Below are 25,907 nucleotides of genomic sequence, written 5' to 3' on the forward strand. Positions count from 1 at the left end.
GCCTCGAAAAACCTTGCAATACCAAACACCAGCAGAGAAATTTGAAACCTGTGTTGCGGCGATCAGTTGAAACCACAAGCTCAAAGCTGACACTTGTAGTTCAACAGCAAGGAGCGACGGCCATGAAGAAGCTTTCAGCTGTACTCAATAGGTGGCCTATCTTTTACTTGTTGCTCATATGCGTGTTGATCATTGCCACGCAGGTTGGCTTTATGATGGCTTGGCGTTTCGGACTCGACTTTTTTGCAGATGATAAAGAGCTGTTTGGGTATATCTTTAGTTGGGTATGGTTGGCTTGGGCTGTAACAGTCGCAATCCTACTTTTGCAGTTTATGAAGAATAAGTTTGGCGATCGAGAGTAGTTGGAAAAGTCGAAGCTTGTACCGAAGCCTACTGGGCAGATGATTGGTAGTTCACAATAAGGAGCGGCCACTTGAAGACGATCACATTGTCAGAAAGCGGGTTTGATGCCTGGCTGATCGGGGCGATATTGGTCGGTGCTATTATCTTTGCGATTTTGATGTTTATTGTTGCCCGAAGAACAAGATCTATCGGTGGCAAGGCTTGCCGATGGAAGAGAGACATTTCGAGTGACCACGGTCGCTTGGCGGCGTGGGGTTGTCGAACGTGTGGAGTAACGGCCTATTCAGGTACTATTGGAAAGCCTGTTGGTTGCCGTCGAAGCACCAAACCTCTCGGTTTGTAGGTTTTCACTCAAACGAGCGACGACGTCTGCTATGCGGATAAAGCGGACTTGGCTTTTTCGATTAGGCAGTTGCTCCGCTTGTATGCTAGCAGGTTGCTGAATAGATTGTTCAAATGAAAAAGATTCTCATATTTCTGTTGTTTCCCATCTCAATTCTGCTGCTTTGCTATCAGTCGTATAACGTCATCAAAATTAAGCATCAACGAGATGTCTATTACTCATACACGACGTTTTTTGAGGATGCAGCCAAACATGTGTGCTTATCTAGAGAGGCCGTGATTGAGGCCGCTAAGTCTCAAGGATTCTGGTATATTGAAGAAGGCAAAGGCACGGCGGAATCACTGGATGATCGAGTTCCTATTGGCACAGTTAATTTGTTAAAAGTTGAGTTCAAACCTGACCCGTTTCTCGCCCCTGCGATATTCACATTCTTTCCATTCGGTGAGGATGGCTGTTGGATATCGGGTAAGTGACATCTCCGAAGTGATGGTAGGTAAGGGCTCGAACTGGTCATCTGACGGTTTCAGTAGGTCATCGGGTCGATTCTGACGGCTTCAAGGTCTGCTGAGCGGGAACAAGGCGAACACCGTAACGGGCGCCTCCAAAGGCAGTTTTATTGCTCCAAGGTCAAATCGCGAACGACACGAAACCCAGTCCAAGGTGACCAGTGGTTACTTGAAATGGCAACGCGTCGGGCGGGTCTTGCTAACTCTGCAATTCCGGCGTACCCACCTCCTTTCACTGAACGCTTGCAGTCTGGGCGGTCTGCGTCTACCGCCAAGTATTGGCTGGACGTTTTTAAGCCGCGATGCGGTCCTTCTCCGCAGGAACTTGAAAATTCACCGGCATTACCGGACATATGTCGGAGTCCCCAATCATTTGCAGCGTCGAGGTTGTCTACCGGCAAAAGTTCTCTCGCACTTCCAAGATCATGTTTCCAAACACGTTCACCATCCACAACTTCGATGCGGTAAACTGAAAAATTGGCCTGCTCTAATGTCAGACTATCGCCTTGCGCATACCTTGTTGTCGTGCCAGCGCGTGCAGCGTATTCCCATTCCGCTTCAGTCGGAACCCTGTAGACATTTGCCCCCACCTTTTTGTTGAGCCAAGACGTGTAGTCATGCATCTCGTAGTAGGTCATGCCAGTCATCGGGCTGCGTGGATGGGTTGCATGTGGTCCATTTGGAAGGCGAAACCTAACGCGTGTATCTGGGTTTGAAACACAATCGGAGGCAATGTTACACGAAGAATACCTAGAGCGTGGGAGGTCCTTTTGTCCCATTTCGCAGCCACCGTCTTCAACGCAAGCAATCCATTCTTCGCGCGTCACTTCGTTACGTCCCATTGCGATAGGCAGATCAATAGTAACCTGATGAGGCGGCACTTCATGTAGAAACGGGTTAACAGAATACTGGGGGTCATCCTGTTGGACGACGTTTCCAACTGCGTAGTATCGCCTTAGACCCTCTTCAGGTCGATCTGGATCGATGCCAAGGTTGGAAAAGGACTTTCTGAGCTTCAATTCGTAGTCAGTTGGGTCGCGGTTCGTGGTTAAATAACTACTTAACCGCGCAGCATTCGCTTCTCGCACAGTTGAGCCCATTTGAAACTCACCCAACGGTAGAACTATCATCTCTGGGCAAACATCACAGTCTTGAAATACATCTAGCGCGTTCACCCTTTCGCCGTTCGCGGTGACATAACCCTCTTCAGCAGATGCAACGTCTCCAACTATTAAGAAAAATATCAGGCCCAAAATAGCAAGTGGATTATACATCAATTGTTCCTAAAAATCAGGTCAGATTACGCTGTACATACGAAAGTTGGCGTGCACTCCAAAGCTGATATTCACGTTATCCTGAAGGATTCGTTGCTATAGGGCTCGGAGCCGACATCCGATCAGTTCACTCAAACAAATGACGGGCATATAGGCAGCCTATGTCGGTAAAGTGCTGCAAGCGGCCTAAAGCACCCGCAGCAGCCAGTTTACGCGGCAACGAACGCTAGGGGCTCGTCGCTCCAGTTGAGGCACTCCGCAGAGAATGGCGGCAGCGAGCCCAAAGTAGCCAATCGTGAATGACTAACTTCGAGCCTGGTCGATACCCGAAATGAGCGTATCGCAATACGAAAGGACATCCGTGGGTGACCATGCGGGCGTGACTCGATCGCCCATATTTACGAGGCTCAATGTAGTCGCCTGGCTCCAAGTGTTCCCTCCTACTTTTCTTCTGACTACATCGGCGACAAAATCATCGAAAGCGGTGAGTGTTTTGCGCGGAATGCCCTTTAGATTGTACTTCAAGAGGATATTTTTCCATGGAAAGTACTTGTCAGCGCCCGCGTTTTTCAAAGCCATTACCACGGCCCATGAACAGTTCTGGTAGACAAGATCATAGTTCGCTTGATCGCCCTCACGAAACTCTGTCCACCAGTTCTTGGCCTCACGCTCCAGAAGTCCATCAACTTCTCTTTCATCATCTGGTTGCCTTCCTTCTTCGTGGACGTCGCCTTCGAAGCATTTTGGTTTGCCCCTGTTTGATTTAAGAGGGTTCGAATAACCGGATGGCCACCACGAAATATACTCGACTAGCTTTGTGTTTTCATCGAGGATTGACGCCGAAGAGTGCCCAACGTTGGTTCCTCTTGGAAGCCATACATGTACTTTAATCAAGGTCTCCCCTCCATCATCCAATCCCCGATATTCCCAGTCTACCACATTTGCGCCATTGAATCTTCAGTTCGCTAGATGTCCGCTTCGTCCTCGTCCCGCTCCCTGCTCTTTCACGTACCATGCCGTGAATGGCCGCACTTGGCGGTTCACAACCCGCCGCGCTAGCAAAGTGGGCTTGCCTGACGAAGGTCGTGTGTGGGTGGCGCCTGCATTGCAAGTGTTTTCTGCGTTGAATGCGGCGGTCCGTCAGTACCGTCGTGTGTTCGGCCTGTTGACGCAGCCAGTGTTGTCGACTGCTGGCCTTGATGAGTTCCGCAAGCGAGGTTCCTATCGGGAATACGACCTCTGACGGCCGCGACTTTCGTCGGAGTGTCCTGGCTTTTGGTTGACTTACATCCGCATCATCACATCAAACGTCTTGCGTTTCTGGCAGGTCGATCCGATCAGGCGGCCGGCTGCCGATATTCCTGTTGTTTCGTCAGTATCGCCCAGATGATCCGAGCGCTCTTGTTGGCCATCGCGACCATCGCCAACCGAAACGGTTTCTCGGCGAGGATTCTGGCGCTCCAGATATCTATGCGCTCCGGATGCTTCCTGCCCATCAGCGCACGGGATGTCATGCCGGTGATCAGGAGCTTTCGGATGTAACGGTCGCCCTTCTTGGTGATCTTGCCGAGCTTTTCCTTTCCACCGCTGGACTTGTTGAGTGGCGTCAGGCCCAGCCACGCCGCTAGATCGCGGCCAGTCCGAAATTGCTTAGCATCGCCGACGGTCGCCACAATGGCGGAGGCGGTAATCGGGCCGACGCCAGGCATGCGCATCAGGCGCCGGGCACCGGCATCCAGCAGCGCATGCTGCTCGATCATCTTTGAATAGCCTTCAACGCGCTCGTGAACGCCAAGAAACTGGTAGCAGACCGTGCCGAGAATGCCGCTTGCAAGGTCCGGCATGTCGGGCCGTTCCCCTTCAAGGTGGCGTTTGGCGAAGGCGATCACAGCCTCGATCCCGCTCCGCAGCACATGGCCGAATTCGCGCAAAAGGCTTCGGATCATATTCGCCAGCTGCGTGCGCTGCCGGACTGCGAGATCCCGGGTGCGGTGCAGCGCCAGGATTGCCTGCTGGTCTTCGGATTTCACTTCGACGAACCGCATTGTTGGCCGACGGACGGCCTCGCAGATCGCCTCGGCATCAGCGGCGTCGGTCTTGCCGCGCTTTACATAGGGTTTGACATAGGCGGCTGGCATCAAGCGGACGTCATGACCCAGCCTGCTGAGTTCACGGCCCCAATAGTGGGCAGAGCCGCAGGCTTCCATGCCGACAACACAGCGCGGAAGGGTCTCGAAAAATGCAAACAGCTTCGGGCGCTTGATCTTCTTGTTGAATATCTTTCGGCCAGCGGCTGAAATCCCATGAACCTGGAACACGTCCTTGGCCAGATCCAGTCCAACGGTTTTAACTGTCATTGGGTGGCTCCTTTCCTAGCAGTCCAAGACAACTGCAGTATGGCGCATCGCGACGCCGGTGGAGCAGGAGCCACCCACTCCATCCGGAATGGGCTCTTTCGACCAATCGGGGGCGTCGCAGAGAATGGCCGCATCGAGCCGAAACCCGACCTCTTGATTTTATGCTGCTTGCGCTCGCAGCGCTCCGGTGCGCCGCACCGCCGACTTTCTCCCGCTGCATGGCAGAAGGAAATGCGGCCATTTCGGCAACCGGCGGCAAATCTGAAACCACGAATTCACGCAGTGTGCAACAAACCAGTCTTTCAGTGAGTTATTACCAGTGCCTGCTTTCTCAAAAAGTCTCGCGTCAAGTCAACATTGAGGGCTTGGTTAACCTAGTCGAGCTTTCGAACGATAGGCCTACCATCGTGTTGTATAGGCCTACCATCGTGTTGTAAAAGAGCTACGACACCTAAGATCAGGCGATTTTTAGCTAAGTTTTTCACGGCAAGGAATCTAGAAAGTCGATCAACTTTCGGGTGTCCAAAAGCCTGCCGGGCTGTTGCTTGTGTGGCGGCTAATTCACATCCACGCCTGCATGCCGTAAATAATTTTGGGGAATTACCCCATTGCTGTAAGCTGAAAGAATGTTCTGCCCATCAAGCGACAGGAAAATTGTCAATCCAGTGAGGGTAATACGACTGGGGTCAGCGGATTAGAGCACGCTCTCAAAGACCCCTTACTATTTATATATTTTCCCGCCCTCAGCAACTGGTAGCGGGGTCTGGGAGGTTAGGTATGCCCGGCGAACTCGAAAAATGGTTAGAATTGCAAGGCCTTAGTCAATACGCAGAGGCTTTCATAGAGCAAGATGTTCGCGTATCAGACCTTCCCATTTTAACAAAGAACGATCTCATAGAAATCGGACTTCCCATTGGGCCGCGTAGGCGAATACTAGACGCAATCTCGCAGATGACGCAAACGGCGCACCCGGAAACAATGGCAACCAAGGACCCCGAAGTTCGCCATCTTACTTTGATGTTTTCTGATCTTGTCGGTTCTACTCAACTTTCTGAGGAGCTTGATATTGAGGAATATAGAAATCTTCTCCACGATTACCAATCTCTTTGTTCAAAAGCGATAGCTGCCCATTATGGCCATTTAGCTCAGTTTCAAGGCGATGGCGTCGTCGCTTACTTTGGTTATCCCAAGGCCGAAGAGGACGACGTGGAGCGAGCTGTACTTGCTGGAATTGAAATTTGCCGAAACATGGCTGAACTGACGTCTCAAGGCCGAGAACCTATGCAGGCGCGAATTGGCGTTGCAACTGGCAATGTCGTGGTTGAGGCACGTGGTGGCCATCGGCTGGCGTTGAGCGATGTCCCAAACCTAGCCGCGCGTATCCAGGCCGTAGCTGAACCAGGTACAGTTGCAGTAAGCAGCGACACCAAAGACCTGCTTGGTCGAAACTTCGATTGTAAACCACTTGGGTCCTATGACTTCAAAGGCTTCTCCGAACCGGTCGATATTTGGTGGGTGCATCGAGTAAACGAGGCCGAATTGCGTTTTAGGGCTAGGCAGCGTGGTAGTATCGCGCCAATGGTTGGGCGTGGATCTGAACTTCTTCAACTCAAAAAAAGTTGGAACGATGTACGTGTGAACGGCACTAAAGTGGTTTCGATTTGTGGAGAAGCGGGAATAGGAAAGTCACGGCTTGTTGAGGCATTCAATGAAACGGTTGCAACAAAAGATAGACTACGACTGAACTTTCAGTGCCTGCCAAATCACTCTGGAAGCGTCTTTTTTCCCGTGACTCAGGCAATCGCCCAAGCCGCAAAAATTGCAAGAAAAGACACAGAAGCTCAACGCCTTTCTAAACTGCAACGCCTGCTGTCCAAGTGGACGGATGACCAAGCAGCTGCGCTTCCAGTCGTTGCACATTTCCTCTCGATCCCGCTACCAACATTGCCAGAGCAACCCTCTACACCGCCAGAACAAATGAAAGAGCAGTTTTTGGAAGTCCTTGTGGCGGCCATGCAAAGGCTTGCAGATAAGAAGCCACTTGTGTTGTTGTTTGAAGATCTGCATTGGGTTGACCCATCGTCTGAGGAGCTTATTGGATTTCTAGTTGAGCATCTCAAAAGCGCCCCAGTCCTGATCCTATGCACTTACCGTTCGGACTATGAATCTCCTTGGACTGGCCATCCAAATGCCACTTCAATCACGTTAGTTCGCCTTGGGGATAGCCAATCTAGGAAAATACTGGGAAATTTGGCGGGCTCTTTCGATATTTCTTCAGAACTCGAAGCTCGAATCATTGCCAAGACGGGTGGAGTACCTCTCTTTTTGGAAGAAATGGTGCGTATGGTTGAGCACAGACTGACAACAAAGAACTTAGACCATTCTCAGAACGCTGCTCTCTCTTTGCCATCATCTCTCAAGGATCTTTTGACCGCACGGATCGATAACTTGGTTGTTCCCCGAGAGTTTGTTTCTGTTTGTGCCGCAATAGGTCGGTCGATCATTCCAGAAATGCTGGCGGCAGTTTCGAGCCTGTCAGAACAAGTAGTAAGGACGCGTCTGGATCAACTAATCAATGCAAAGGTCCTTGTGAGACATGGAGAAGGTGATGGCACTTATTATCTCTTCCGGCATGCTTTAATTCAGGACGCTGCATACGAGCTTCTGCTGCCTAGCCAAGCACACGATTTGCATAGAACTATTGCTGACGTGATTGCACTCCAGTTCCCTGAAATTGCAAGCAAAACACCTGAGCAATTAGCTCGACATTACTCACTGTCTGGAACGCCAGATTTGGCACGTGATACATGGAAAGCAGCGGCCGAACGTGCTGCGCAACAATCTGCGACGGAAGAAGTTATTTACAATTTGAATGAAGCGATTTCGGAAAATGCTAAGATTGACGACGTTATTGATCGAGACTCGAGGGAACTTGCTCTGCGCCGACGTCTTAACGTTGCATTGAACACTCATGCATTTGGCTCCAAAGAGGTTCGCAGAAATCGCGACCGGCTGAATCAATTGCTCGACGAAACGGACGCCAGTTTGCGCGATCGGTTTCTCGCACTAGTGGTTCAATATGGCTCTCTGTTGATGCTTGGTGATACAACCAACGCTTTAAGACTGTGTAAAGATATGGAGCGCATTGCAGAACTAGCGGACGATTTGACCCTCAAGGCAATCTGGGCTCATAGCACGGGAATGTCCTGTTTTATGTTGGGTGATTTTGACAAGGCGTTAGGTTTTTTTGATGCCGCACTAGAGTTAAGAAATGACATCGTCTCAGACAGTATTCTAGAATACTATGCGGCTGATATACGGTCTGTAGATACTGCGATGCGAGTTTGGGCTCTGGCAGTTCAAACAGGAGAATGTTTGACCCTAGCTGAAACGATGGCGGTAGTCGAAGAAGAATCGCACGAGTTTTCCAAATGCTATGCCTTTGGAGTGATGGCTGCAGCGCATCAATTTGCGGGTAATGTCGACGCAACTCGCCATCTCAGCGAAATTGGAATGAGAATTAGTGAAGAACGCGAATTTCAATACTGGCGCGCGTGGTGCGAGATTTTGAATGGCTGGGCGAAAGCACGTTCCGGATATCCAGTCGCTGGAATTGACCAAATAAAAAGTGGAATAGACAACTATCTTGCGACCGGTTCGACACAAATGACACTTTACGCGAGAACGCTGCTAGCCGATGCTTTTTGTATAGCAGGTGATTTTGAATCCGGGTTTGGCACACTGGCAACCATCCGCACAGACCCGCTCGCGCAATCGATCCGGTACCAGTGTACTTTGACAGACCAAGTTGAAAATAAAATAGAAAACTGGAAACACCGTTCCATTGTAGCGGGTTCGCTGGATCCTATTCGGCAAGAGAAAGACGTGCCTTAGCTTTACGCATTTTAGGTAATTGCAGTTTCCTGAAATGATTCGCGTGCCCTAATCCGTATGAGAATCATATCGTTTGTGGTACACATATAGAGTTATCTGACAGCTAACTTTCTATAGTTCATTTAGGAGTGAGAAAGATGTCCCTTAATCAAATTTCGAAATTTTTGGGCGTTTCCGCAGTCGTGTTTACCCCTTTTGCTACGGCGGTCTCAGCACAGGAAAGCGCGGGCGAATCGATGGTCTCGCGCAACGTATTTGCCACAATTGAAGGATTGGACAAAGAGCAAAGCCTCAGCACGTTTACCATTGAAGTGGACGGGAAGCGTCGACAGTTGGATATTGCCGCCCTCGTGCAGGACGTGGTGGAGGACAAATTAGATTACCGTAGTGATGATTTTGCTCAGATCTTGGTGGACGCCAAAGACAATGAACTTATTGGAAGTGATTTGGGTGCATTGGTGGATGCATACCAAGATGGTGGCATGCATGCCGTGGCGGCAGAGCAAGTCATTGCGTTTGTGCAGGGTGGTGCCGAGTGCGTCGCGAACGGAGGTGTTCTGGCTTCGAATCGACCGCGTCTGATCCGCAGCGAGATGGATCTTCATTTCAATGTCGGACCATTGCCGGATGGAAGTAATTTCGGAAGGGGCCAGTTCGATGTCAGCTCAATTAAGGTGTTGTTGTGCGTTGTGGCGAACGCACCGGAAAACAGCTACCCAATTATCGTTGACCGACGGTGGGTCTTCAACGTCGGTGATGAGGCACTTGAGAGGCTAACTGAAGTGGAGTTTCCTCCAAATTCTGATAATATTTACCCGGTCAATCTCAAGGCCAAAGGTGTTGGGATTGAGCTGGTCTCTTATTATGTATCGGGTGTTCGGCAACCGAGAACAGATATTCTTTACAAGAAGTCTCCCAACTCGTGCATCGACATATTTTTTAAGGTTGCGCCAGATTCAGACCAACCTGTAATGATTTCGAAGCCTGGTGATCTTGTGTTTTGCGCGGGTGGAGCTTGTGGTGGTAAGCCCCCGAAATTGGATGCGACACACTAGGTTCTGGACCTATTAATTTGGTTGCCGTTATCCCGCCTGCGTGATTCATGCCCGTGAGTTTCAAGGGTATAACATGAGCAATCTATTCTGGCTGACGGATGTGCAGATGGCGCGACTTCAGCCTTACTTTCCAAAGAGCCATGGTAAGCCGAGGGTTGATGATCGACGCGTGCTGAGTGGGATTATTTTCATCAACGCAATGGGTTACGTGGGTCCGATGCGCCGCGTGAATATGGGCCGCCAAAGACGCTGTACAATCGCTGGAAACGATGGAGCGATATCGGTGTGTTCGCTCGGATCATGAACGGGCTGGCTGCAGAGGGAACCGCTCATAAAACCATCATGATTGACGCAACATACCTCAAAGCGCACCGCACGGCTTCCAGCCTGTGGTTGAAAAAGGGGGGCGTGGCAGGCTGATAGGGCGCACCAAGGGTGGCATGAATACGAAACTGCACGCCGTTACTGACAGTCTGGGACGCCCCATCCGCTTCTTCATTTCCGCTGGGCAGGTGAGCGATTACACGGGCGCCAGGGCTCTGGTGAACAGTCTGCCACCGGCTGACTGGCTGCTGGGAGATCGAGGTTATGACGCAGATTGGTTCCGCGAAGCCCTTAATTACAGGGGAATTAAGTCCTGTATCCCAGGTCGAAAGTCACGCGACAAGCCTGTCCGATACGACAAGCGCCGCTACAAACGACGCAACCGCATTGAGATCATGTTCGGACGCCTGAAGGATTGGCGGCGCGTCGCCATCCGATATGACAGATGCCCAAAGGTATTCCTCTCGGCCATCGCTCTCGCTGCAACGGTCCTATTCTGGCTGTAAATCAATGAGTCTGGAGCCTAAACACAATGGTGCAACACTTCAGTGGGGAAGGATTACGATTGTCTATCCATGGCGATCAGGCAATTGTTTACTTCAAAACGCTGCAGTTACGCTTATGGTGATGCTTAGGCAACCAAGGGTAGATCGACAATGTCTCAGTCAGTTCAACTCTGGACCCGCAGAAGGCTGTTGATCGCTGGTGGCGCGCTGGGTGCGATCGAATTTCTGAAACCCGGCCTTGTGTCGGCGTTCACAGCGGACAACATTTCGCCGGTGGCGCCGGGTTGGGCCAACCCCAAAAACACGGACATCAACTACCGCGTGGATGGGTATGCCAAGGTGACCGGTGCCAAGATCTATGCCAGCGATGTCCGCGGCACCGATCTGGATGGCTGGCCCAACGACATGAGCTATGCCACGCTGGTTCTATCACCGCAGGCTGAAAAAACCTATCTGGGTCTGAGCTTGCCCGCTTTGGGCGATGAACTTCAGCCTGACCGGGTCATCACTGCGGATGATCTTGATGCGGCGGCTTTTGCGGCGACCGGCTTCTTTGACACTGATTTGTTCTGCAAACCGGGAACTGTTCCTCTGTATCTGGGTCAGCCGGTGGCGATGTTGTTCTACGATGATCTTGCCACGCTGCACCGCGCGCAGCAGGTGTTGATCGGCAATTCCGCGTTTTTCAAACTGGGCGACGCTCAGCCGCCCGCCGATGAAACGCCCTATGGCGCCTATCGGTTTACCCGCGTTGCGGGTGACAGCCCATTGGGGCCGGATGTCTATTCACCTCTGCTGGATGGCTGGGTTGGGCCGCGCAGATTTCGCGAAACGGAAGCGCCGGTTTGGACCAAACCGGATGCAACGGGCACCGCGCCCGAGCAAGCAAGCTTTTTCGGCGATCAAATCCGCACCGAAATGAAGGCCGGGAAATCCGGCAAGGTCTATGCGCAAAGCTTTCAAACCCAGTCCATAGATCATGTTTTCATGGAGCCCGAGGCCGGGCTGGCGACATATGACGCCGACACGAGAAAACTGTACCTGATGCTGGGCGTGCAGTCGCCGCAGGCCATTCTGACCGCTGTTGGTAACTTGGTGAAGTCGGCCAAACCCCCAAAACAGGTGGGTGAGATCGATGGCCATTTCGCCTCATTGGGTGGCGGGTTTGGCGGCAAGGATCATACGATCATGCCCTTGTACATCGCGCTTGCCGGGTTGTACGCTCCCGGGCGCACCGTGCGACTGGCTTTGAATCGATACCAGCAATTCCAGCTTGGGCTGAAGCGTCACGCCTTTCAGATCGAGAACCAATTGGCCGTCGATTCTGAGACCGGTCAGTTCAACGCCTATGCGTGCGATCTGACGTGCAATGGCGGCGGCCGGGCCAATTTCTCGACCGTTGTCGCCCACGTCGGGGCAACCAATGCGTCCTCTATCTACTACGTGCCAAAAAGCGACGTGACCGCCACGGCGAGCAAGTCAATCGCAGTGCCCGCCGGGTCAATGCGGGGGTTCGGGACGTTGCAGACGATGACCGCGATGGAATGTCTGGTGGATGAAATCGCCATTGATCTGGGCAAAGACCCGTTCGATCTGCGCCGTCAGAACGTTTTGCAAACCGGGTTTCTCAACCTGACAGGTAACGCGGCTAGCGGTGCATCACGCTCGGCCGAAGTACTGGACCGGATGGAACAAAGTGCCCTGTGGCAGGACCGTGCGCAGGACAAGGCCGACTACGAAGCCGCCAATCCCGGCAAGACATATGGTATTGGTGTGGCCTGCGTGATGAAGGATTACGGCGGCGGCGGTGATGCAACGCGCGCGGCGGTAAGCCTTTCATCGGACGGTAAAATCACGCTGCACAGCGACGGTGTCGAAATGGGCACCGGTCTTTCGACCGCCTCGGCGCGACGGGTGGGCGACCATTTGGGCCGCAACGCGGATGTGGTCGAGATGTTCGTTCAGGGAGCGTGGGATGCGCTGCGTCTGGAAACCTCGGGCAACGCCTGGGCCATCACGCAGGCGGATCAGGACAAAGGAGCGCAAAATCCGCGCTGGGTGCCGCTGATCGCCTCGCCCACCGGTGCCTCGGTTGGCGCCAGCGTCAACAGTCACGGTCCGGCGCAGGCGGCCTATGTCATCATGCGGTATGGTCTTTACCCCGCAGCCCTGTCGATCTGGGGTGAGGGTCCCCTGGGTGGCGAAGCCGGGGCAGAATTCGTCACCTTCGACAAGATGCGCTGGGTTGATGGCAAGCTGACGGGCGTCGGGATGGAGCCTCTGACGCTGGAACAACTGGCCGCGCGTGCCCATCGGGATGGGCTGGTCACCGGCGCCATGGTCCATGGCTATAACCGGTGGTCCTGGACCACCGCCACATTTCCGATTGGCGGAGAGTCTCTGACACTTGCCATCGACGCTTTGGCCATTCAGCAAGGCAGCGATGAATGGTCTTTGATTGACCGGACCGAGGTCAATTTCCCCTCTGCACAGTTCGAAAGGGTCGGGGTGAACTATTATGCCACGTGCGGCGCTGTAGTTGGCCTTGGCGTCGACAAGGTCAGTGGCGAGGTTGACGTTCAGGCCGTGTATCAGGTGCTGGAATGCGGCCGCCCGATCGTGCCGGACCTGGTGTCCGGAATAGCCCAGGGTGGGATCGCCATGGGCATTGGTTATGCGTTGCACGAAGACCTTCCTTTGTACCAAGAAGGACCCGGTGACGGCACCTGGAACCTGAACCGATACCACGTGCCGAAATCCTTGAATGTGCCTGTTTGGAAGACAATCGTCGACGTGTTGGACCCGCTCAGCGAGACCGACCCGCCCAAAGGGATGGGAGAGGTCGTGATGATACCCGTTGTGCCGGCCATTCTGAACGGCATTCACGACGCCGTCGGCGCAAGAGTAAATTCTCTCCCTGCCACACCTGACAAAATCAGAAAGGCGCTCTGATATGGCCAAACTGAAAATGACAGTGAACGGCAAGGCGGTGGGGCCGCACGATGTGCCCGATGACCTGCCGATGGTGGTCTATCTGAACGATATTCTGGGTCTGACCGGGACAAAGTTCAGTTGCGGTATCGGCGTTTGTCGCGCCTGTGTTGTCATGGTCGAAGAGCCGGACGGGTCGATCACCACACGGCGCACATGCATCGCAGGGGCTACGTCGTTTGCCGACAGCAAGGTAACCACGGTCGAAGGGCATGCCACTCACGGCCAATTGTCGGCGGTACAGCGGGCTTACGTGGATAATTTCGCCTTTCAATGCGGCTATTGCACCTCTGGTTTTGTCAACGCCGGAACCGCGCTTGTGGAACAGCTTCGGCAGAACCCCGTCGACAAAAACCAGGTCGAACAGGCGGTACAGACAGGGTTGGGCGATCATATCTGCCGGTGCAGCGGGTACGTGCGCTACTTTGAGGCGATGCGCGATCTGATCCTGTCCGACACCACTCTGACCAAAGAGGGTTAGACGCCATGCGCCTTTTGAAATCTCTGATCATATTGGCCTTGGCTGGCGGGTTGGGATATCTGGCCTTTGCCTTTGTCTGGGGTGTTCCATCTGTCGAGCAACGCCCGATTGCCACCGATCAGGCCGCGATCGACAGGGGCGAATATCTTACGGCTTTGGGCGATTGCACGTCCTGTCATACAGCCGAAGACGGCGCGTCATTTGCCGGCGGACGGTTTCTTGAAACACCCTTTGGGGGTGGGCTCTATTCGGCCAATATTACGCCGTCGTCGCAGGGGATCGCGGGCATGACGTCGGCAGAGTTCTATCAGGTTCTGGCGTTTGGGGCCGACACTGTCTGGCGGCCTGTATATCCGGCGATGCCCTACACCTCGTACAATGTGGTCACCCGCGAGGACAGCGATGCCATCTTTGCTTATCTCATGAGCCTTGATCCGGTTCACGCCGAGGTGCCCGCAAACACCTTGCCTTTCCCGTATAACATTCGTCTGTCGCTGTTTGGCTGGAACCTGCTTTTTGCAGACAGATCTGCATTCTCACCCGACCCCAAGCGCAGCGACAGCTGGAACCGTGGCGCCTATCTGGTCACCGGGCTTGGCCATTGCGGTGAATGCCATACGCCCCGAAATGCACTGGGTGCCATGGAACCGCTTGAAAGGCTGACCGGTGCGAAACTGACGGGTTTTGAAGCCCCTGATATCACCGCAAATGGACTGACCGAGCGCGGCTGGACCCATAAAAACCTCGTCACTTATTTCGCAACCGGAACGGGGCCTCAGGGAACAGCGTTTGGTGAGATGCATCTGGCGATCAAAAACTCTCTGAGCAAAGCAAACCCGGAAGATCAATCCGCCATGGCAAGCTATCTGCTGAATCTGGATGCTGCCCCATCTGACGTCCAGGAAACCGTCGAGCAGGAAACACCGCCCGCATTCAAGGCGTATGACGCCAGCGCGGGCCGGTCCCTGTACCTCAGCAATTGTTCCTTGTGCCATGGGCGCGACGGTCGGGGCGTGCCTTCGGTCATGCCGGCTTTGGCCGGAAACAGCACAGTCGCGCAGACCGATGCCGTAAACCTTGTACTGGTCGTTGCCCGGGGTCTGGACGCAAGCACGGATTATGGGCCAATGCCCTCATTTGCGGATCGCCTGAGTGACACCGAGATCAGCGATCTGGTTAATTACCTTCGCCAAAGTTTTTCCAACCTCGATTTGCCACTATTGCAAGCGGCGGATGTTCGGGGAACTCTGAAACAAAACTGATGCAAAAATAGTCCTCTACGACATCCGGCAAGCGGCAAAATCCTATATCGAACTAGGAATGAGACGGCCCATTCCTGAACTTGTACCGACCTGCAAAGTGCTGCGGTTCGGCCCGTCATAAGTCTGGAAGGTCGCGCGAATTCGCTCTCGTAGGAGGTATCCAGATAGTCCCATCAAGAACACGGCGGTGATTGATCGAGTTGTTCGCCGCCTGTCATTCCTGACCGAACTCATAACAACCTTGGGAATTGGTGGGTTTTATCCAACAGCATTTTTGGCGATGCTCCATCCGCAATCGAGCTCATTCCAGTTTTGCGGGCTTTAACAGTGTTTTACCTAGAATGTGTCGAAGCGCTTTCCATCGCGACGTGGCCATCGTTTGGTATTTGTTCATCGGGCCGTTTTCACTGGGTGCTGAAAAACGTTCTTTGTGATCGGCCAGGTGCGTAAAGTGAAAGGCGGCCATGTCGTATGGGGTGTTTGCGACCGAAAATGCGTTATGGACGTCGATGACATTTTTTTCTGTGTCATCGACAAAGATAATTTTTGATATGTTCTCTACCTCTGAATGGCGCAGGAAACACTTTAACATCTCGCCTTTGTTTTGGCCTGTGGTGTACAAAATCCCGTTTCCGTAGGCGACGGGCATGCTCGCATTGCAAAATGCCTTTGTTTCGGTTCCTGCCATGCTGTTCTCGCCGCTGGCCCGCCACGTGGGCGCATGTCCGTCTATCAGGTCCAGCATATTGTCGGCAATTTCGCCTGAGGGCATATCCAGCCCACGCAACTGTGCTTGTGTGGCTGAAACGCCACCAGCATCTCTTGACGTCAGCACCATAAGACTTGCGCCAAGACTTGCAAAATTAATCAAAGCCGTCGGACTCGAACTGTCGGCAAGAACCATCTGGTTCAGGTCGAACAAAAGGTCTCCAATAGCAAAAACGGCGTCATCGCTGGCGGCGACTTGCCCCGGCAGAAGCTCGCTGTGACCCTCACTATTGAATTGATTCACAAGTTCAATCTGCCAGTTAATCCATGAGGGTCCACCCAAGTACTGGCATTCTGCCGGCGAGGTTGGGTTCGGGCAGGCCATCATGGTCAAAGTGTCATCATCATCCATGACAATCAGTGTATCTGAAAGGTCTTTGACGGCCCCTCTTTCAGTCACTTCGCTGTAGATGTCAGAGAAACTATAGGCATTCTTTAGGACGGACTCGGCATGCACGTCTGAAGCCGACTGGAGGCACAGGAGGAAGATGAGAAATCCAGTGGTCGGACGGATCACGATCAGAGCCTTTCTTTTGTTAGTGGTCTGCACAATCCTATGCAGAGAAAACGCGCAGTGATTGTTCACACACCTCGAATAGAAAGCAACAGACGTAGTGAGATATGAAACCTATCTGCTTCGCGGGCTTGTTCGTACTTCTTCCAAGCTCCGACCGATCTCTACAACTAGTCGACTTCTCAATTGGCAGAAATGTGCTATTTCCAGCGGGCAGGTATCAATGGGGATGTGGTCAACATGGTGCTAGGAAGTTGGTTTGCTCGGCCTAATTTCGATGGGTCTGAGAATCGCCACTGCAAAATTCTCATTCACCTTGGGCAAGTCGTACATGGTGGAGTCGTTACGGAATGCCGACCGGAGCCATGCAATACCCTTCGGTGAGTTCTACCTCAAATCGTTTGGCGCAAACAGCGATTGGTCGGAACTCAAAGAAGCATTCCAGCACTGGAACATCGACAGTGGTTCAGTATTCTCGGAACAGCAATCTGCCGATTTTGACCCCAAGTTGATCGAAACGGCATCGACGCTGGCAAAGGTAATGGTCGATAGTTCCAAGAAGGTGAAGTGACGGTGGTTGTTGTCTGGCGGGAAAGGGTTCCGAACTAATTCCACTGAACGGCCATCACTCAACCAGAGATCGCTTCACATAAAACCGCTTCAGCGACGTTGATGGCTAGTAGCGACGAAGTGAAACACCAAGTAGTTGTGTTTCTCCGAGGCCAAAACGAGGTGCACGCTGGGAACTCTTCAGTCGGATCGCAAAAGTCCGTACCTGAATGTCCAAAACCTTCCATTTGCTCCGCCTCACTTCAAGAACCCGGATGCGCAATATTGTCGATTTTTGCCGCTATGCTTTTTCTGTGCAATTGCACCTGCCACGGTCCGTACAGTTGCTCCGCGGAGTGGACCTGATGCGCAAATTGACCAAAGCTCGCGATCCCTGCAAAAACGGTTCTGTGCCTTGATTGTACGTGAGGTCATCATCCCATCGATCCGACCTTGATAATACCCGAATGCGCGAAGTTCTTTCTGTAACACGCGAACCCACGCATTCTTGCTGATCCAAAAGGCCGTGCTTGCTGTCTTGGCGTAGTTTTCTGGTTGAGTGTCTTCAAGAATATCTTCGACTTCCGACCAGAACTGAGTGGGATTCATTTCAGCGGCAAGCTTAATCAGCTCTGGCGACAACACCCGATCAGAAATGCCTGGAACTTCCGCGAGCATTGCACGTGTTTGAACAGCCTCTTGGCTTCTATCAGGCTGCGAAGACAGATAGACCAGTGCAACTGCGGCGTACCTCGCGTCACCCCCAAGGCCCGCACGCACAACTTGCTCTACGGCTGTATCCGGCGCCGGTCCTCTCAAACGTTTCCAGTTTATGCGCACCACTAAATCGCGCGCCGCATTTTGATCACCGCTCTCCGCCATACGCTCCAAGATCGCTCGTCCTTGTTTGACGTCTGAACCGGCGCCCAACTTTCGATCAATGTGTGCCGTTGCCAAAAGCCGTTCTGCGCCGGGTTGGTTGTCGCGGGCGCCAGCCCGGAGGAGCTCCAATGCAACGCCACCCCGTCCCATCTCCATTTCAACTCGTGCCAGAGATGCAGTGGACCAAGGGTGACCAGCATCGACGGCGCTCGCATACCATTGACGCGCTGTTTTTAGATCTTTTTGCGAGCCGATCCCATTTCGGAAATAGTATCCGACCCGATCTATTGCTGGAGCGTACCCACTTTCTGCCAATGACGTCATTGCGGCATGCACCGCAAATGGATCGGTCTGCTCCTGCTTGATAAGAGCCTTGAATTGTAAGCGTTGTTCCTGTGCAGCGCCCACACTTGCCGAAGTCAAAGCTAAGGTAGCAGCCAAAGCTATTTGTCTCATTTTACGCTCCTCTACTGAGTCTCGTGGTTGGTGTCGGCCAATCTTCTCTGGCAGAGAATGAAATGTCGTCATCATGCTACGCGTATGGGCTTGTCGGGAACGATGTCGCGTCGGATCGCGAGCTCAAGGTTTTCGGCGCGGATATCGATCAAAATGCTGAGCATGGATTCGAGTGTGAAATAGGCCCGCAAGACCCGAAAGATCAGGTATTCTGGTAGCGCAAGGATGCCGCGCGGCACACCGTTTAGCAGCGAAGCAACCACTGCCACGATCGCAGGCGCACCTGTGGTCACGGCCACGATGGATTGCCATACGATAGGGGTATTTTCGTTAAACGCGACGCCCCACTCAAGGACCCCAAAGATTATCAAGGGGACAAGCATCGCGCGGCGTGCGGAGTTTACCAGCATGTAGGGCAGGATAACCTTCCCCCTTAACGTCACGTTTGGTCCATAGATCAGGTCTCGACAGCGTGACGAGATGTGATAGATTGAGCGGAACCAGCGCATGCGTTGCTCACGCATATGGCTGTAGGATGACGGCACTTCAGAGATGTAGCGGATTTTGGGATCAACAACCGAGTGGAAGCCCAACTCACCAATGCGGAGCGAGATGTCGGTGTCTTCACCATTCATCCCTTCAACAAAACCGCCCAGTTGGCGTGGGTGTTGCGTGCGGTAGACAACGAACATGCCCGGGATACCCACAACTCCGTTCACTGCCCCCATGGCAACTGAGTAGAAGCCGTGTTTCACGAGAACTTCTAACAGGCGCGCCCGGTCAAAAAGGGCCCCACCTGGCGGTACGGGTACGCCCCCAACGACACCAACGGTGGGATCGGTGAAGTAGGGCATAGCTCGGGTAAAGTTATCTTCACCCACAAGCGTGTCGGCATCGACACGCACAAGAAACTCGGTCTCGCACGCATCAAGACCTGCGTTGAGAGCGTTCGACTTGCCGGGCTTTGGAACATTGATCACGCGTCCTTTGGCAGCCTTGCAAGACAAGAGTGTTTCGCGCGCGATCTCTTCTGTGTCGTCGGTGGAATTGTTGTTCATGATTAGAACGTTAACCTCACCACCATAGTGGTGTGCGGCGCGATCCATTGCGTTGATCGTGTCTTTGATGATGTAGGACTCATTATGCGCGGGCACGATAACCGAGACGGGTGGATTAAACTTGGTTTTTTTGGCAGTCGCCACATCGTAGATAGCAAGCACATAGAGCTGCCCAAAAAGCACGGGCAGGAACAGAAATACACCCGGACCAATGCCGCCGAGCAACGTCAAATTGCGCATCACTGAGACCACATGCAGGTCCATACCGCCAACCCACATCGCGATTCCCGCTGCGATGGCAATTGTGGCACCAAGGCGCAACAAGGCACGCATTTGACTGACCGGAGTATGTTGGACACGTATGCGGGCCGGCATGAAACCACGCTCCAGCAGTTTGAACGAATACACCGCAAAGCCGAACAACCCAGACGCAATGGCACTGAAATGCAGGGAGAAGGATGATCCGAGGATGTCTTCTGCCATGACATTTGCCAGATCGAATACTGCGCAGCCTGCCAGAAAGGTCAGTGCCAAATCCAGGCCAAACATCGAACGCCCACGGAAATCGCCGGAGCTGAATGCAGCAAAAGCAACAAAGAACGAGATCAGGAAGATCCGGATCGCAATGGCGTGCCGCCCCGAATGGGCCGAAAACACATAGTCACGGTTTGGAAATACCTGTGCGACAAAATCAGTGTTCACGATCCAAAGTTGTGTTGCGGCAAGCAGCGCAAACACCGCCAGCATCTTGGGTGCCTGCCATTCTGAAACCGACCCGGCAAAACGTTTGGGCGCGCTGTCGACCGAGACAAAGTTGATCTGTTCGCGCTTGTCATCAAGGTCACTCATCCTTTTGCCTCCGGTAATACCGGGGCGGCGGGCGTCACCAGCAGTGCAACGCCGACATGCGACATTGGTTCGTTCGGTAATAATTTTCTAACGGACAAGCCTTGGGTGGCACTGACTTGCGTGACTAACCAGGTGGCGCCAGCATGAGGTAAAAGCGGGGCAGGGTGACCTGGGCCCAGAACATTGATGTGAACCTTCCTTCCAGCCGGTTTGAGTTCAACGCCAGCCGGTACCACTAGGTCCAACATGCGGCTTGCCGCGGCAGCGTCCAGCGCGGTTAGTTCTGAAGTCATGGCAATGTTGACCGGCCCAACACTATGCAAGGCGGTGTGTAGTTCGGACATTGCGTTGGCAAAGGGCAAGTCACTAACGATCAAACGGGAATGAGGTAGTAACTCCGCCACCAGTTCAGGGCCCTGATCACACACGCCGTCTTTCGGAGCGGTCGTTGTCGCCACTACTTCGAGCGTATTTGTGGCGGCCTGAATATCAACCGGGAGGTCAATTAACGTTTGGTACTCGGCGTTAGACCCTTTGGTATGCTCTTGAAAAACAAGTCGGTTGTTCAGCGTTACGGTGAGCGACCAATTCTGACCATGCATGACGTGCCCAAGCTGCATGCGCAGGTCCAACTGGCTGGGTATGTACTGTCCGCTGCGCCCTCCCAAATCGAAACGCTCACGCCATACAGCTTGTCTGTAAAAACGGCGCAAACCGCCATTCGTTCTTTTTTGCGCCAACGCGCCCACCGTTCGCCCACGTACATCGGTTTCGGGAAAGGCTGGAAGTGCCGCGCGTAGCTCGAGAGTATTTAAGGCTGGTTCTTGTGGGGACGGAGCAAACACGGTTGCAAGGCCCCGTCGCTGGAACTGGGTTGCCAACACCAAGCGGCGAAGCTGTTCGTCCTTATTCAGCCAGTCGGGCCAAGCAACACGCACGACATGACCCCAGACGTGGACCTGATCGCGCACACTGTGCAGTGGCCGATCCAGCGTCAAAAAAACGGCACTGGTCGTTTCAATCTCAACAACGGCTTCGAAACCGTCCTGCGAACCACACTGGATTTGAGGGCCAGTGCCCTGCAGCGAGAAGGAAACGAGCAGTTGGTTCCCTGCAAAGTCCGCCTGTGAAAGAGGAATTCGCAGGGAACGTCCCACCTCGCCTGAACGCAGCAGCATCTCGCCTCGACGGGTATTATTGATTGAGATGCGCAGCACCCCTTCAACCCCATCCAGAACCTGAGACGTTGCATCAATTTGGAGGTATCCAGACGTTGGGCGTGCATCCACTGGCATCATGAATGTGACGCTCTGGTAGGCGGGAAAACCGGATAAAATGACCGGATGGTCCGGATCGGCGCGCATAACCATGACTTCGTACACATCCTGCGCTTGGGCGGGTGTGCGGTGCTCAAACACCAGTTGCGGGCCGGACGTTACTTCATGGAGGTAGCGTTTTCCTTGTTCCAGAATGTTCATTGTCGATAGCAGGAGGGCTATGCCTGCCAAAAGAAATCCCATGAGCCCAATGCCAATCATGCGCATGTTTTTCACTGTAATTTTATGGTTTTAAGTAACCGATCGCGCTGGCCCCACCTCCAAGCGGGACCAACACGAGCGGTGCAGAGGGTCAGGCCACCTTGTGTGGCTTTGGAAAGACAACGCCGGGCCGTTGTTTGTGGGTCCAGGTTGAAACACATGGGATCATCTTGTGAATGCACCGGCCGGCGTATTTTTCAGCTATCTTTTGGGTTTCGTCGATCAACCCTTCGGCCAATGTGATCGGCTTCAGCCCCAATGAGAGAAAGGTTTTGTTCGAAACTCGCAGATCATTTTCAGCGGCTTCGTTGCGTGGGTTGTCCACGTTGGCGATCCGCGCGTCGGAAATATCTGCAACCAGTTTGGCTAGCTCGCGCACGGTATGCGTTTCAGTCATCTGGTTTAGGATTGCAACTTTGCCGTCCTTTTCAGGCGGATTTTCAACGGCCAAGGCAAGGCACTTCACGGTGTCCTGAATGTGGATGAACGCCCGTGTCTGGCCACCTGTTCCGTGCACCGTCAGCGGGTGACCAACGACGGCCTGCATCAAAAAGCGGTTCAATACCGTTCCGTAATCCCCGTCATAGTCGAAGCGGTTGATCAGGCGTTCGTCCAGTTTGGTTTCGTCCGTCTGAGTTCCCCAAACGATGCCTTGGTGTAGGTCGGTGATCCGCAGCCGATCGTTCTTGGCGTAGAACTGGAACAGCAGTTGATCCATGGATTTGGTCAGATGGTACACGCTGCCGGGGTTGGTCGGGTATAAGATGTCACGCTTCGTGATCTGCTTATCGTCACTAGGGACATAGACCGGCAAGTAGCCTTCAGGAATTTCCAACCCGTCATCATCGTATCCATAGACGCCCATAGTGCCGAGGTGGACAAAGTGTGGATCCAAACCCAGCGCGACCGATGCCGCCAGTAGGTTGTGAGTGCCCGAAATGTTGTTGTCGACGGTGTCTGGTTTGATCGTGTCCAGCAAAGTGGTGATTGCGTCAAAATCCTCTGCAATGTCGATGTTTTCAAATGCAATGGTATTGCCTGAATGCTCTTTCCATGCGGCCAGTCGATCATCCATGGAGGCAATCGGCGTCAAGCTGTCAGCGCCCAACGCCGCATCAATTTCACGGCGCGACATATTGTCGACGATAGTAATGTTATGACCCAGCTTTGATAGGTGGAGCGCCGTTGGCCAGCCACAGAATCCGTCGCCACCGACCACTATGATGTTTTTTGAATATATCATTTTGATGTTCCTCTACGCGGGCCCCTCCAGGCGACCCTGTTCAAGATGAATTCAGGTGTAGAGGCCCGGAGCGAAACGTGCCGGGGTGCGAGAGTATAGATTGGGGGGATTAAGGCTGGGGCAGCTATCCCAACGGGTAGGGCGGATAGGCTTATGGGGTGTTGGCGTGGCGGTTGATGGCCCCATCAAGTACCGATTTGGACTTTGCTGCCTCGGCTTCCAGTGTTTCGGCCCAGATCTGCGTTGCCGTGAGATTTCCATCGCGCGCGTCAAGTTCCAGCTTTTCAAAAGCATCGTGTAGCTCAATCTGCCCCAATAGAGACGCCGCGCCCTTGACCCTATGGGCTGCTTCCGCAAAAGCCAGCGTATCGAGAGGGTCGCTCGCTACGCGAAGGTCCGCCGTAAATTCAGCTATCTCGGACAGAAATTTCTCCGCGATATTTGCGACCTTAGCGCTGCCTAACAAGTCGATCATCTCGGAAAGGGCTTCGGGAAAGTGTGCAGTATCCGGTTTGGACAAGTGCTTGGAGGTCACTTCCGCAACAATATTTTGCAGAGCCTCTAGCCTGATGGGCTTGGTGTGAAAGCGATCCATGCCCGCAGCTACAGATCTTTCACGGTATTCTTCGCGCCCATGGGCTGTTAATCCGACAATATGTGTCCTGGCGTTTATCCCGTTACTGCGGCGTAAGCGTTCGGTCGCTTCAATCCCGTCCATGACTGGCATGCTGATGTCCATCAAGATGATATCGAACGCCTCGTTCTTGGCCTTTTGTAGGCAATCTTCGCCGTTAACAGCCTCGCGTACAGTGTGTCCCATCGAGGTTAGCATATCGCACAGGACACTGCGGTTGATGCTGTTATCTTCGACAATAAGGATATTGCATGTGGGCGCTTGCTTGGCGTTTTGGGCCAGATTGTCACTGTCGTCTCGCGTCTCAGGTTCCGTGCGTCTTAAAGGCAAAGTTAAGATGAACACCGATCCCGCGCCTTCGACACTTTTTACGGACACATCCCCGCCCATCGCCCGCGCGATGCGACGAGAGATGGACAAACCCAAACCATCCCCACGAGCCTGGCGACCTTCGCTATTCGCGAGGGCAATAAAATCCTCAAACACCTGTTCGTGCTGTTCGGCGGGAATTCCGATGCCGGTATCGATCACTTCAAAGCGAAGAGAAGAGGTTTCGGTGCCATGAATGCCGCTGACGTGTAAAGTGACTTCTCCATCTTCAGTGAACTTAATTGCGTTTCCGATCAAATTGGTAAGTACCTGGTGAATTCTCCCGGAATCACCGTGATATGGCCCTTGCATTGCTGGGTTTATGTTGAGTTTCACAGCCAAATTTTTCTCATTGGCGAGTGGTTCAAACAATTCGACCAACGCTTGCATTAGCTCTGTTAGATCAAAGACTTCGGAGTTCAGTTGAAGATTGCCCGTTTCAATACGAGTGATATCGAGTGCTTCGTTCACATGTTCCAGCAAAACCTCGCTGGAAGATGTTGCAATGCGGGTATAGCGAGCCTGTTGGTCGTTTAGGGGGGTAGTCTTAAGCAGATCAAGCACACCCAGGATACCGTTCAAGGGGGTGCGCATTTCGTGGCTCATCACTGTCATGAATTGTGACTTGGCCTTGTCCGTCCTCTCGGCTCGGTCGCGGGCATCAATCAGCTTCTGCTCGTTGATCTTACGCTCGCTGATGTCACGGATGTAGGCAATGAACTTGGTGTCATCACCATCATGAGTGGTTGTAACGTTTAACTCGACTGGGAACTCTTCGCCACTTTTGCGCAAAGCCGCAAGCTCGACACGGCCGGCATCAACGACACGTGGCGCGCCCGTTTCTAGGTAACGCTTCATGCCATTGTGGTGCGCATCGCGCATACGCTGTGGGATGAAGGTGTCCTCCATCGTCAACCCAACAATTTCGTTTCGGGTCCAACCAAAAACGCGCTCGGCCGAAGCGTTGAATTCGATAATACGTCCGGAGCTATCTGAAGTTACAATCGCATCCAGTGATGCAGCGACGGTCGATGCAAGTTGCTTTGACGATGCAGATAGTGCCGCGTCCCTGCGAACGGAGCGCTGCAAAAGTCGATCCATGAAGAGTAACAAGAGCGCCATAAGGATCAGTAAACCGATTGCAATTCCCCCGGTTCGAGACAATTGGCCCGCCAATTCAGCGCGCCGGTCCTCGGAACGCTCGGCAACTATCCGGACGCCCAGCAATGCAAGCTCTCGAACAACAGGGCGAACGTCGCGAACCAAGCGTTTCAGCTCAAGTAGATCAGTTTCGTCCAGCGGCTCGGACGAATCCAAAATTGCAACGGCATCGTCCCCAAAGACCTCGATTTTCTCAATCAATTCAGCCGCTTCGCTACTGTCACCATAGATTTCGCGAGCCCGTCCAGAATTGACAACGTTCAAACGACTTAAGGCAATATCTGCACGCAACTGTAATTGGTCAGAGAAGCCTGTCTGTGCAGCAATTTGCTCGGTTAGAACGGCGTCGAGGTTCGCAAACTCGATGTCAATCTGCGAAATGCTCCACTGTATGTTGTCTTCATCAGCGCTCGACAAGTCGCGTACCTGTGTTAACAGGTTCGAGACCATTGTTGCGAACAAGATGATCAACAGGCAGATGCCTGCCAATACCAAGAGACGGTATCGGTTCAACTCTGGCTTCAATTGCA

General features: G+C 53.1%; 18 protein-coding genes and 1 pseudogene. 10 read left to right on the top strand and 9 right to left on the bottom strand.

What is annotated here, in order from left to right:
* Both Q1B21_RS21280 and Q1B21_RS21285 read left to right on the top strand, forming a co-directional pair.
* Nucleotides 1-362 (top strand): hypothetical protein (locus tag Q1B21_RS21280; RefSeq protein ID WP_299892939.1); only part of this gene is annotated, 362 nt, incomplete at its 5' end.
* 457 nt (nt 363-819) lie between these two features.
* On the top strand, nt 820-1,179 hold the full coding sequence (locus Q1B21_RS21285; protein ID WP_299892941.1) for a hypothetical protein: 360 nt from the start codon (nt 820-822) through the stop codon (nt 1,177-1,179).
* Between the two features lie 140 nt (nt 1,180-1,319).
* Here Q1B21_RS21285 and Q1B21_RS21290 read toward each other — a convergent pair whose 3' ends face one another.
* Entirely contained in the window at nt 1,320-2,486 is a 1,167-nt protein-coding gene (locus Q1B21_RS21290) for a formylglycine-generating enzyme family protein (RefSeq protein ID WP_299892943.1), read from the bottom strand.
* A 303-nt stretch (nt 2,487-2,789) separates the two neighbouring features.
* Nucleotides 2,790-3,380, bottom strand: coding sequence for a hypothetical protein (locus Q1B21_RS21295; protein ID WP_299892945.1), 591 nt, complete (start codon nt 3,378-3,380; stop codon nt 2,790-2,792).
* A gap of 124 nt (nt 3,381-3,504) precedes the next feature.
* On the opposite strand from Q1B21_RS21295, the gene Q1B21_RS21300 reads away from it, so the two are divergent.
* Nucleotides 3,505-3,729 (top strand): hypothetical protein, encoded by a 225-nt coding sequence (locus tag Q1B21_RS21300; RefSeq protein ID WP_299892946.1) that lies wholly within the window; start codon nt 3,505-3,507, stop codon nt 3,727-3,729.
* A 94-nt stretch (nt 3,730-3,823) separates the two neighbouring features.
* Here the strand turns inward: Q1B21_RS21300 and Q1B21_RS21305 are convergent, their stop codons facing one another.
* Nucleotides 3,824-4,843 (bottom strand): IS110 family transposase, encoded by a 1,020-nt coding sequence (locus Q1B21_RS21305; RefSeq protein ID WP_299892948.1) that lies wholly within the window; start codon nt 4,841-4,843, stop codon nt 3,824-3,826.
* 777 nt (nt 4,844-5,620) lie between these two features.
* Between Q1B21_RS21305 and Q1B21_RS21310 the strand changes: the two genes are divergently transcribed.
* The 6 genes and pseudogenes from Q1B21_RS21310 to Q1B21_RS21335 all read left to right on the top strand — a co-directional run bounded on the left by Q1B21_RS21310 (nt 5,621) and on the right by Q1B21_RS21335 (nt 15,356).
* The gene (locus Q1B21_RS21310) at nt 5,621-8,737 is read left to right on the top strand and encodes an adenylate/guanylate cyclase domain-containing protein (RefSeq protein ID WP_299892950.1); all 3,117 of its coding nucleotides are present in this window, start codon (nt 5,621-5,623) and stop codon (nt 8,735-8,737) included.
* A gap of 137 nt (nt 8,738-8,874) precedes the next feature.
* Entirely contained in the window at nt 8,875-9,792 is a 918-nt protein-coding gene (locus Q1B21_RS21315; RefSeq protein WP_299892952.1) for a hypothetical protein, read from the top strand.
* A gap of 73 nt (nt 9,793-9,865) precedes the next feature.
* A pseudogene (locus tag Q1B21_RS21320) lies at nt 9,866-10,622 on the top strand (IS5 family transposase).
* A gap of 150 nt (nt 10,623-10,772) precedes the next feature.
* Nucleotides 10,773-13,574, top strand: coding sequence for a molybdopterin cofactor-binding domain-containing protein (locus Q1B21_RS21325; RefSeq protein ID WP_299892954.1), 2,802 nt, complete (start codon nt 10,773-10,775; stop codon nt 13,572-13,574).
* A 1-nt stretch (nt 13,575) separates the two neighbouring features.
* Nucleotides 13,576-14,094 (top strand): (2Fe-2S)-binding protein, encoded by a 519-nt coding sequence (locus tag Q1B21_RS21330; RefSeq protein ID WP_299892956.1) that lies wholly within the window; start codon nt 13,576-13,578, stop codon nt 14,092-14,094.
* Nucleotides 14,095-14,099: 5 nt separating this feature from the next.
* A complete protein-coding gene (locus Q1B21_RS21335) occupies nt 14,100-15,356 on the top strand; it encodes a cytochrome c (protein WP_299892958.1) in 1,257 nt (418 codons plus the stop codon).
* Nucleotides 15,357-15,657: 301 nt separating this feature from the next.
* On the opposite strand, the gene Q1B21_RS21340 is transcribed toward Q1B21_RS21335, so the two are convergent.
* The gene (locus Q1B21_RS21340) at nt 15,658-16,641 is read right to left on the bottom strand and encodes a DUF2608 domain-containing protein (RefSeq protein WP_299892960.1); all 984 of its coding nucleotides are present in this window, start codon (nt 16,639-16,641) and stop codon (nt 15,658-15,660) included.
* 256 nt (nt 16,642-16,897) lie between these two features.
* Here Q1B21_RS21340 and Q1B21_RS21345 point away from each other — a divergent pair, with 256 nt between their 5' ends.
* Nucleotides 16,898-17,209 carry a hypothetical protein gene (locus Q1B21_RS21345; RefSeq protein WP_299892962.1) on the top strand — a complete coding sequence of 104 codons (312 nt, stop codon included), beginning with the start codon at nt 16,898-16,900 and terminating at the stop codon, nt 17,207-17,209.
* A 236-nt stretch (nt 17,210-17,445) separates the two neighbouring features.
* Here the strand turns inward: Q1B21_RS21345 and Q1B21_RS21350 are convergent, their stop codons facing one another.
* The 5 genes from Q1B21_RS21350 to Q1B21_RS21370 form a co-directional block, all read right to left on the bottom strand.
* Nucleotides 17,446-18,597 (bottom strand): hypothetical protein, encoded by a 1,152-nt coding sequence (locus tag Q1B21_RS21350; RefSeq protein ID WP_299892964.1) that lies wholly within the window; start codon nt 18,595-18,597, stop codon nt 17,446-17,448.
* Nucleotides 18,597-20,432 (bottom strand): glycosyltransferase family 2 protein, encoded by a 1,836-nt coding sequence (locus tag Q1B21_RS21355; protein ID WP_299892966.1) that lies wholly within the window; start codon nt 20,430-20,432, stop codon nt 18,597-18,599. The genes Q1B21_RS21350 and Q1B21_RS21355 overlap by 1 nt, the downstream gene beginning before the upstream one ends.
* A complete protein-coding gene (locus Q1B21_RS21360) occupies nt 20,429-21,976 on the bottom strand; it encodes a hypothetical protein (RefSeq protein ID WP_299892968.1) in 1,548 nt (515 codons plus the stop codon). Before Q1B21_RS21360 ends, Q1B21_RS21355 begins: the two co-directional genes overlap by 4 nt.
* A gap of 85 nt (nt 21,977-22,061) precedes the next feature.
* Nucleotides 22,062-23,213: an NAD-dependent epimerase/dehydratase family protein gene (locus Q1B21_RS21365; protein WP_299892970.1), complete on the bottom strand. Its 1,152-nt coding sequence runs from the start codon at nt 23,211-23,213 to the stop codon at nt 22,062-22,064.
* A gap of 151 nt (nt 23,214-23,364) precedes the next feature.
* A complete protein-coding gene (locus Q1B21_RS21370; protein WP_299892972.1) occupies nt 23,365-25,902 on the bottom strand; it encodes an ATP-binding protein in 2,538 nt (845 codons plus the stop codon).
* Between the last annotated feature and the right edge of the window lie 5 nt (nt 25,903-25,907).

This window comes from uncultured Ruegeria sp., assembly GCF_947504215.1.
Lineage (GTDB): Bacteria > Pseudomonadota > Alphaproteobacteria > Rhodobacterales > Rhodobacteraceae > Ruegeria.

Excerpts from the sequence above, each read along its gene's own strand:
- Q1B21_RS21285 (WP_299892941.1), top strand. The coding sequence starts at position 820 with ATGAAAAAGATTCTCATATTTCTGTTGTTTCCCATCTCAATTCTGCTG.
- Q1B21_RS21290 (WP_299892943.1), bottom strand. The coding sequence starts at position 2,486 with ATGTATAATCCACTTGCTATTTTGGGCCTGATATTTTTCTTAATAGTT.
- Q1B21_RS21305 (WP_299892948.1), bottom strand. The coding sequence starts at position 4,843 with ATGACAGTTAAAACCGTTGGACTGGATCTGGCCAAGGACGTGTTCCAG.
- Q1B21_RS21310 (WP_299892950.1), top strand. The coding sequence starts at position 5,621 with ATGCCCGGCGAACTCGAAAAATGGTTAGAATTGCAAGGCCTTAGTCAA.
- Q1B21_RS21315 (WP_299892952.1), top strand. The coding sequence starts at position 8,875 with ATGTCCCTTAATCAAATTTCGAAATTTTTGGGCGTTTCCGCAGTCGTG.
- Q1B21_RS21325 (WP_299892954.1), top strand. The coding sequence starts at position 10,773 with ATGTCTCAGTCAGTTCAACTCTGGACCCGCAGAAGGCTGTTGATCGCT.
- Q1B21_RS21330 (WP_299892956.1), top strand. The coding sequence starts at position 13,576 with ATGGCCAAACTGAAAATGACAGTGAACGGCAAGGCGGTGGGGCCGCAC.
- Q1B21_RS21335 (WP_299892958.1), top strand. The coding sequence starts at position 14,100 with ATGCGCCTTTTGAAATCTCTGATCATATTGGCCTTGGCTGGCGGGTTG.
- Q1B21_RS21350 (WP_299892964.1), bottom strand. The coding sequence starts at position 18,597 with ATGACGACATTTCATTCTCTGCCAGAGAAGATTGGCCGACACCAACCA.
- Q1B21_RS21355 (WP_299892966.1), bottom strand. The coding sequence starts at position 20,432 with ATGAGTGACCTTGATGACAAGCGCGAACAGATCAACTTTGTCTCGGTC.
- Q1B21_RS21360 (WP_299892968.1), bottom strand. The coding sequence starts at position 21,976 with ATGCGCATGATTGGCATTGGGCTCATGGGATTTCTTTTGGCAGGCATA.
- Q1B21_RS21365 (WP_299892970.1), bottom strand. The coding sequence starts at position 23,213 with ATGATATATTCAAAAAACATCATAGTGGTCGGTGGCGACGGATTCTGT.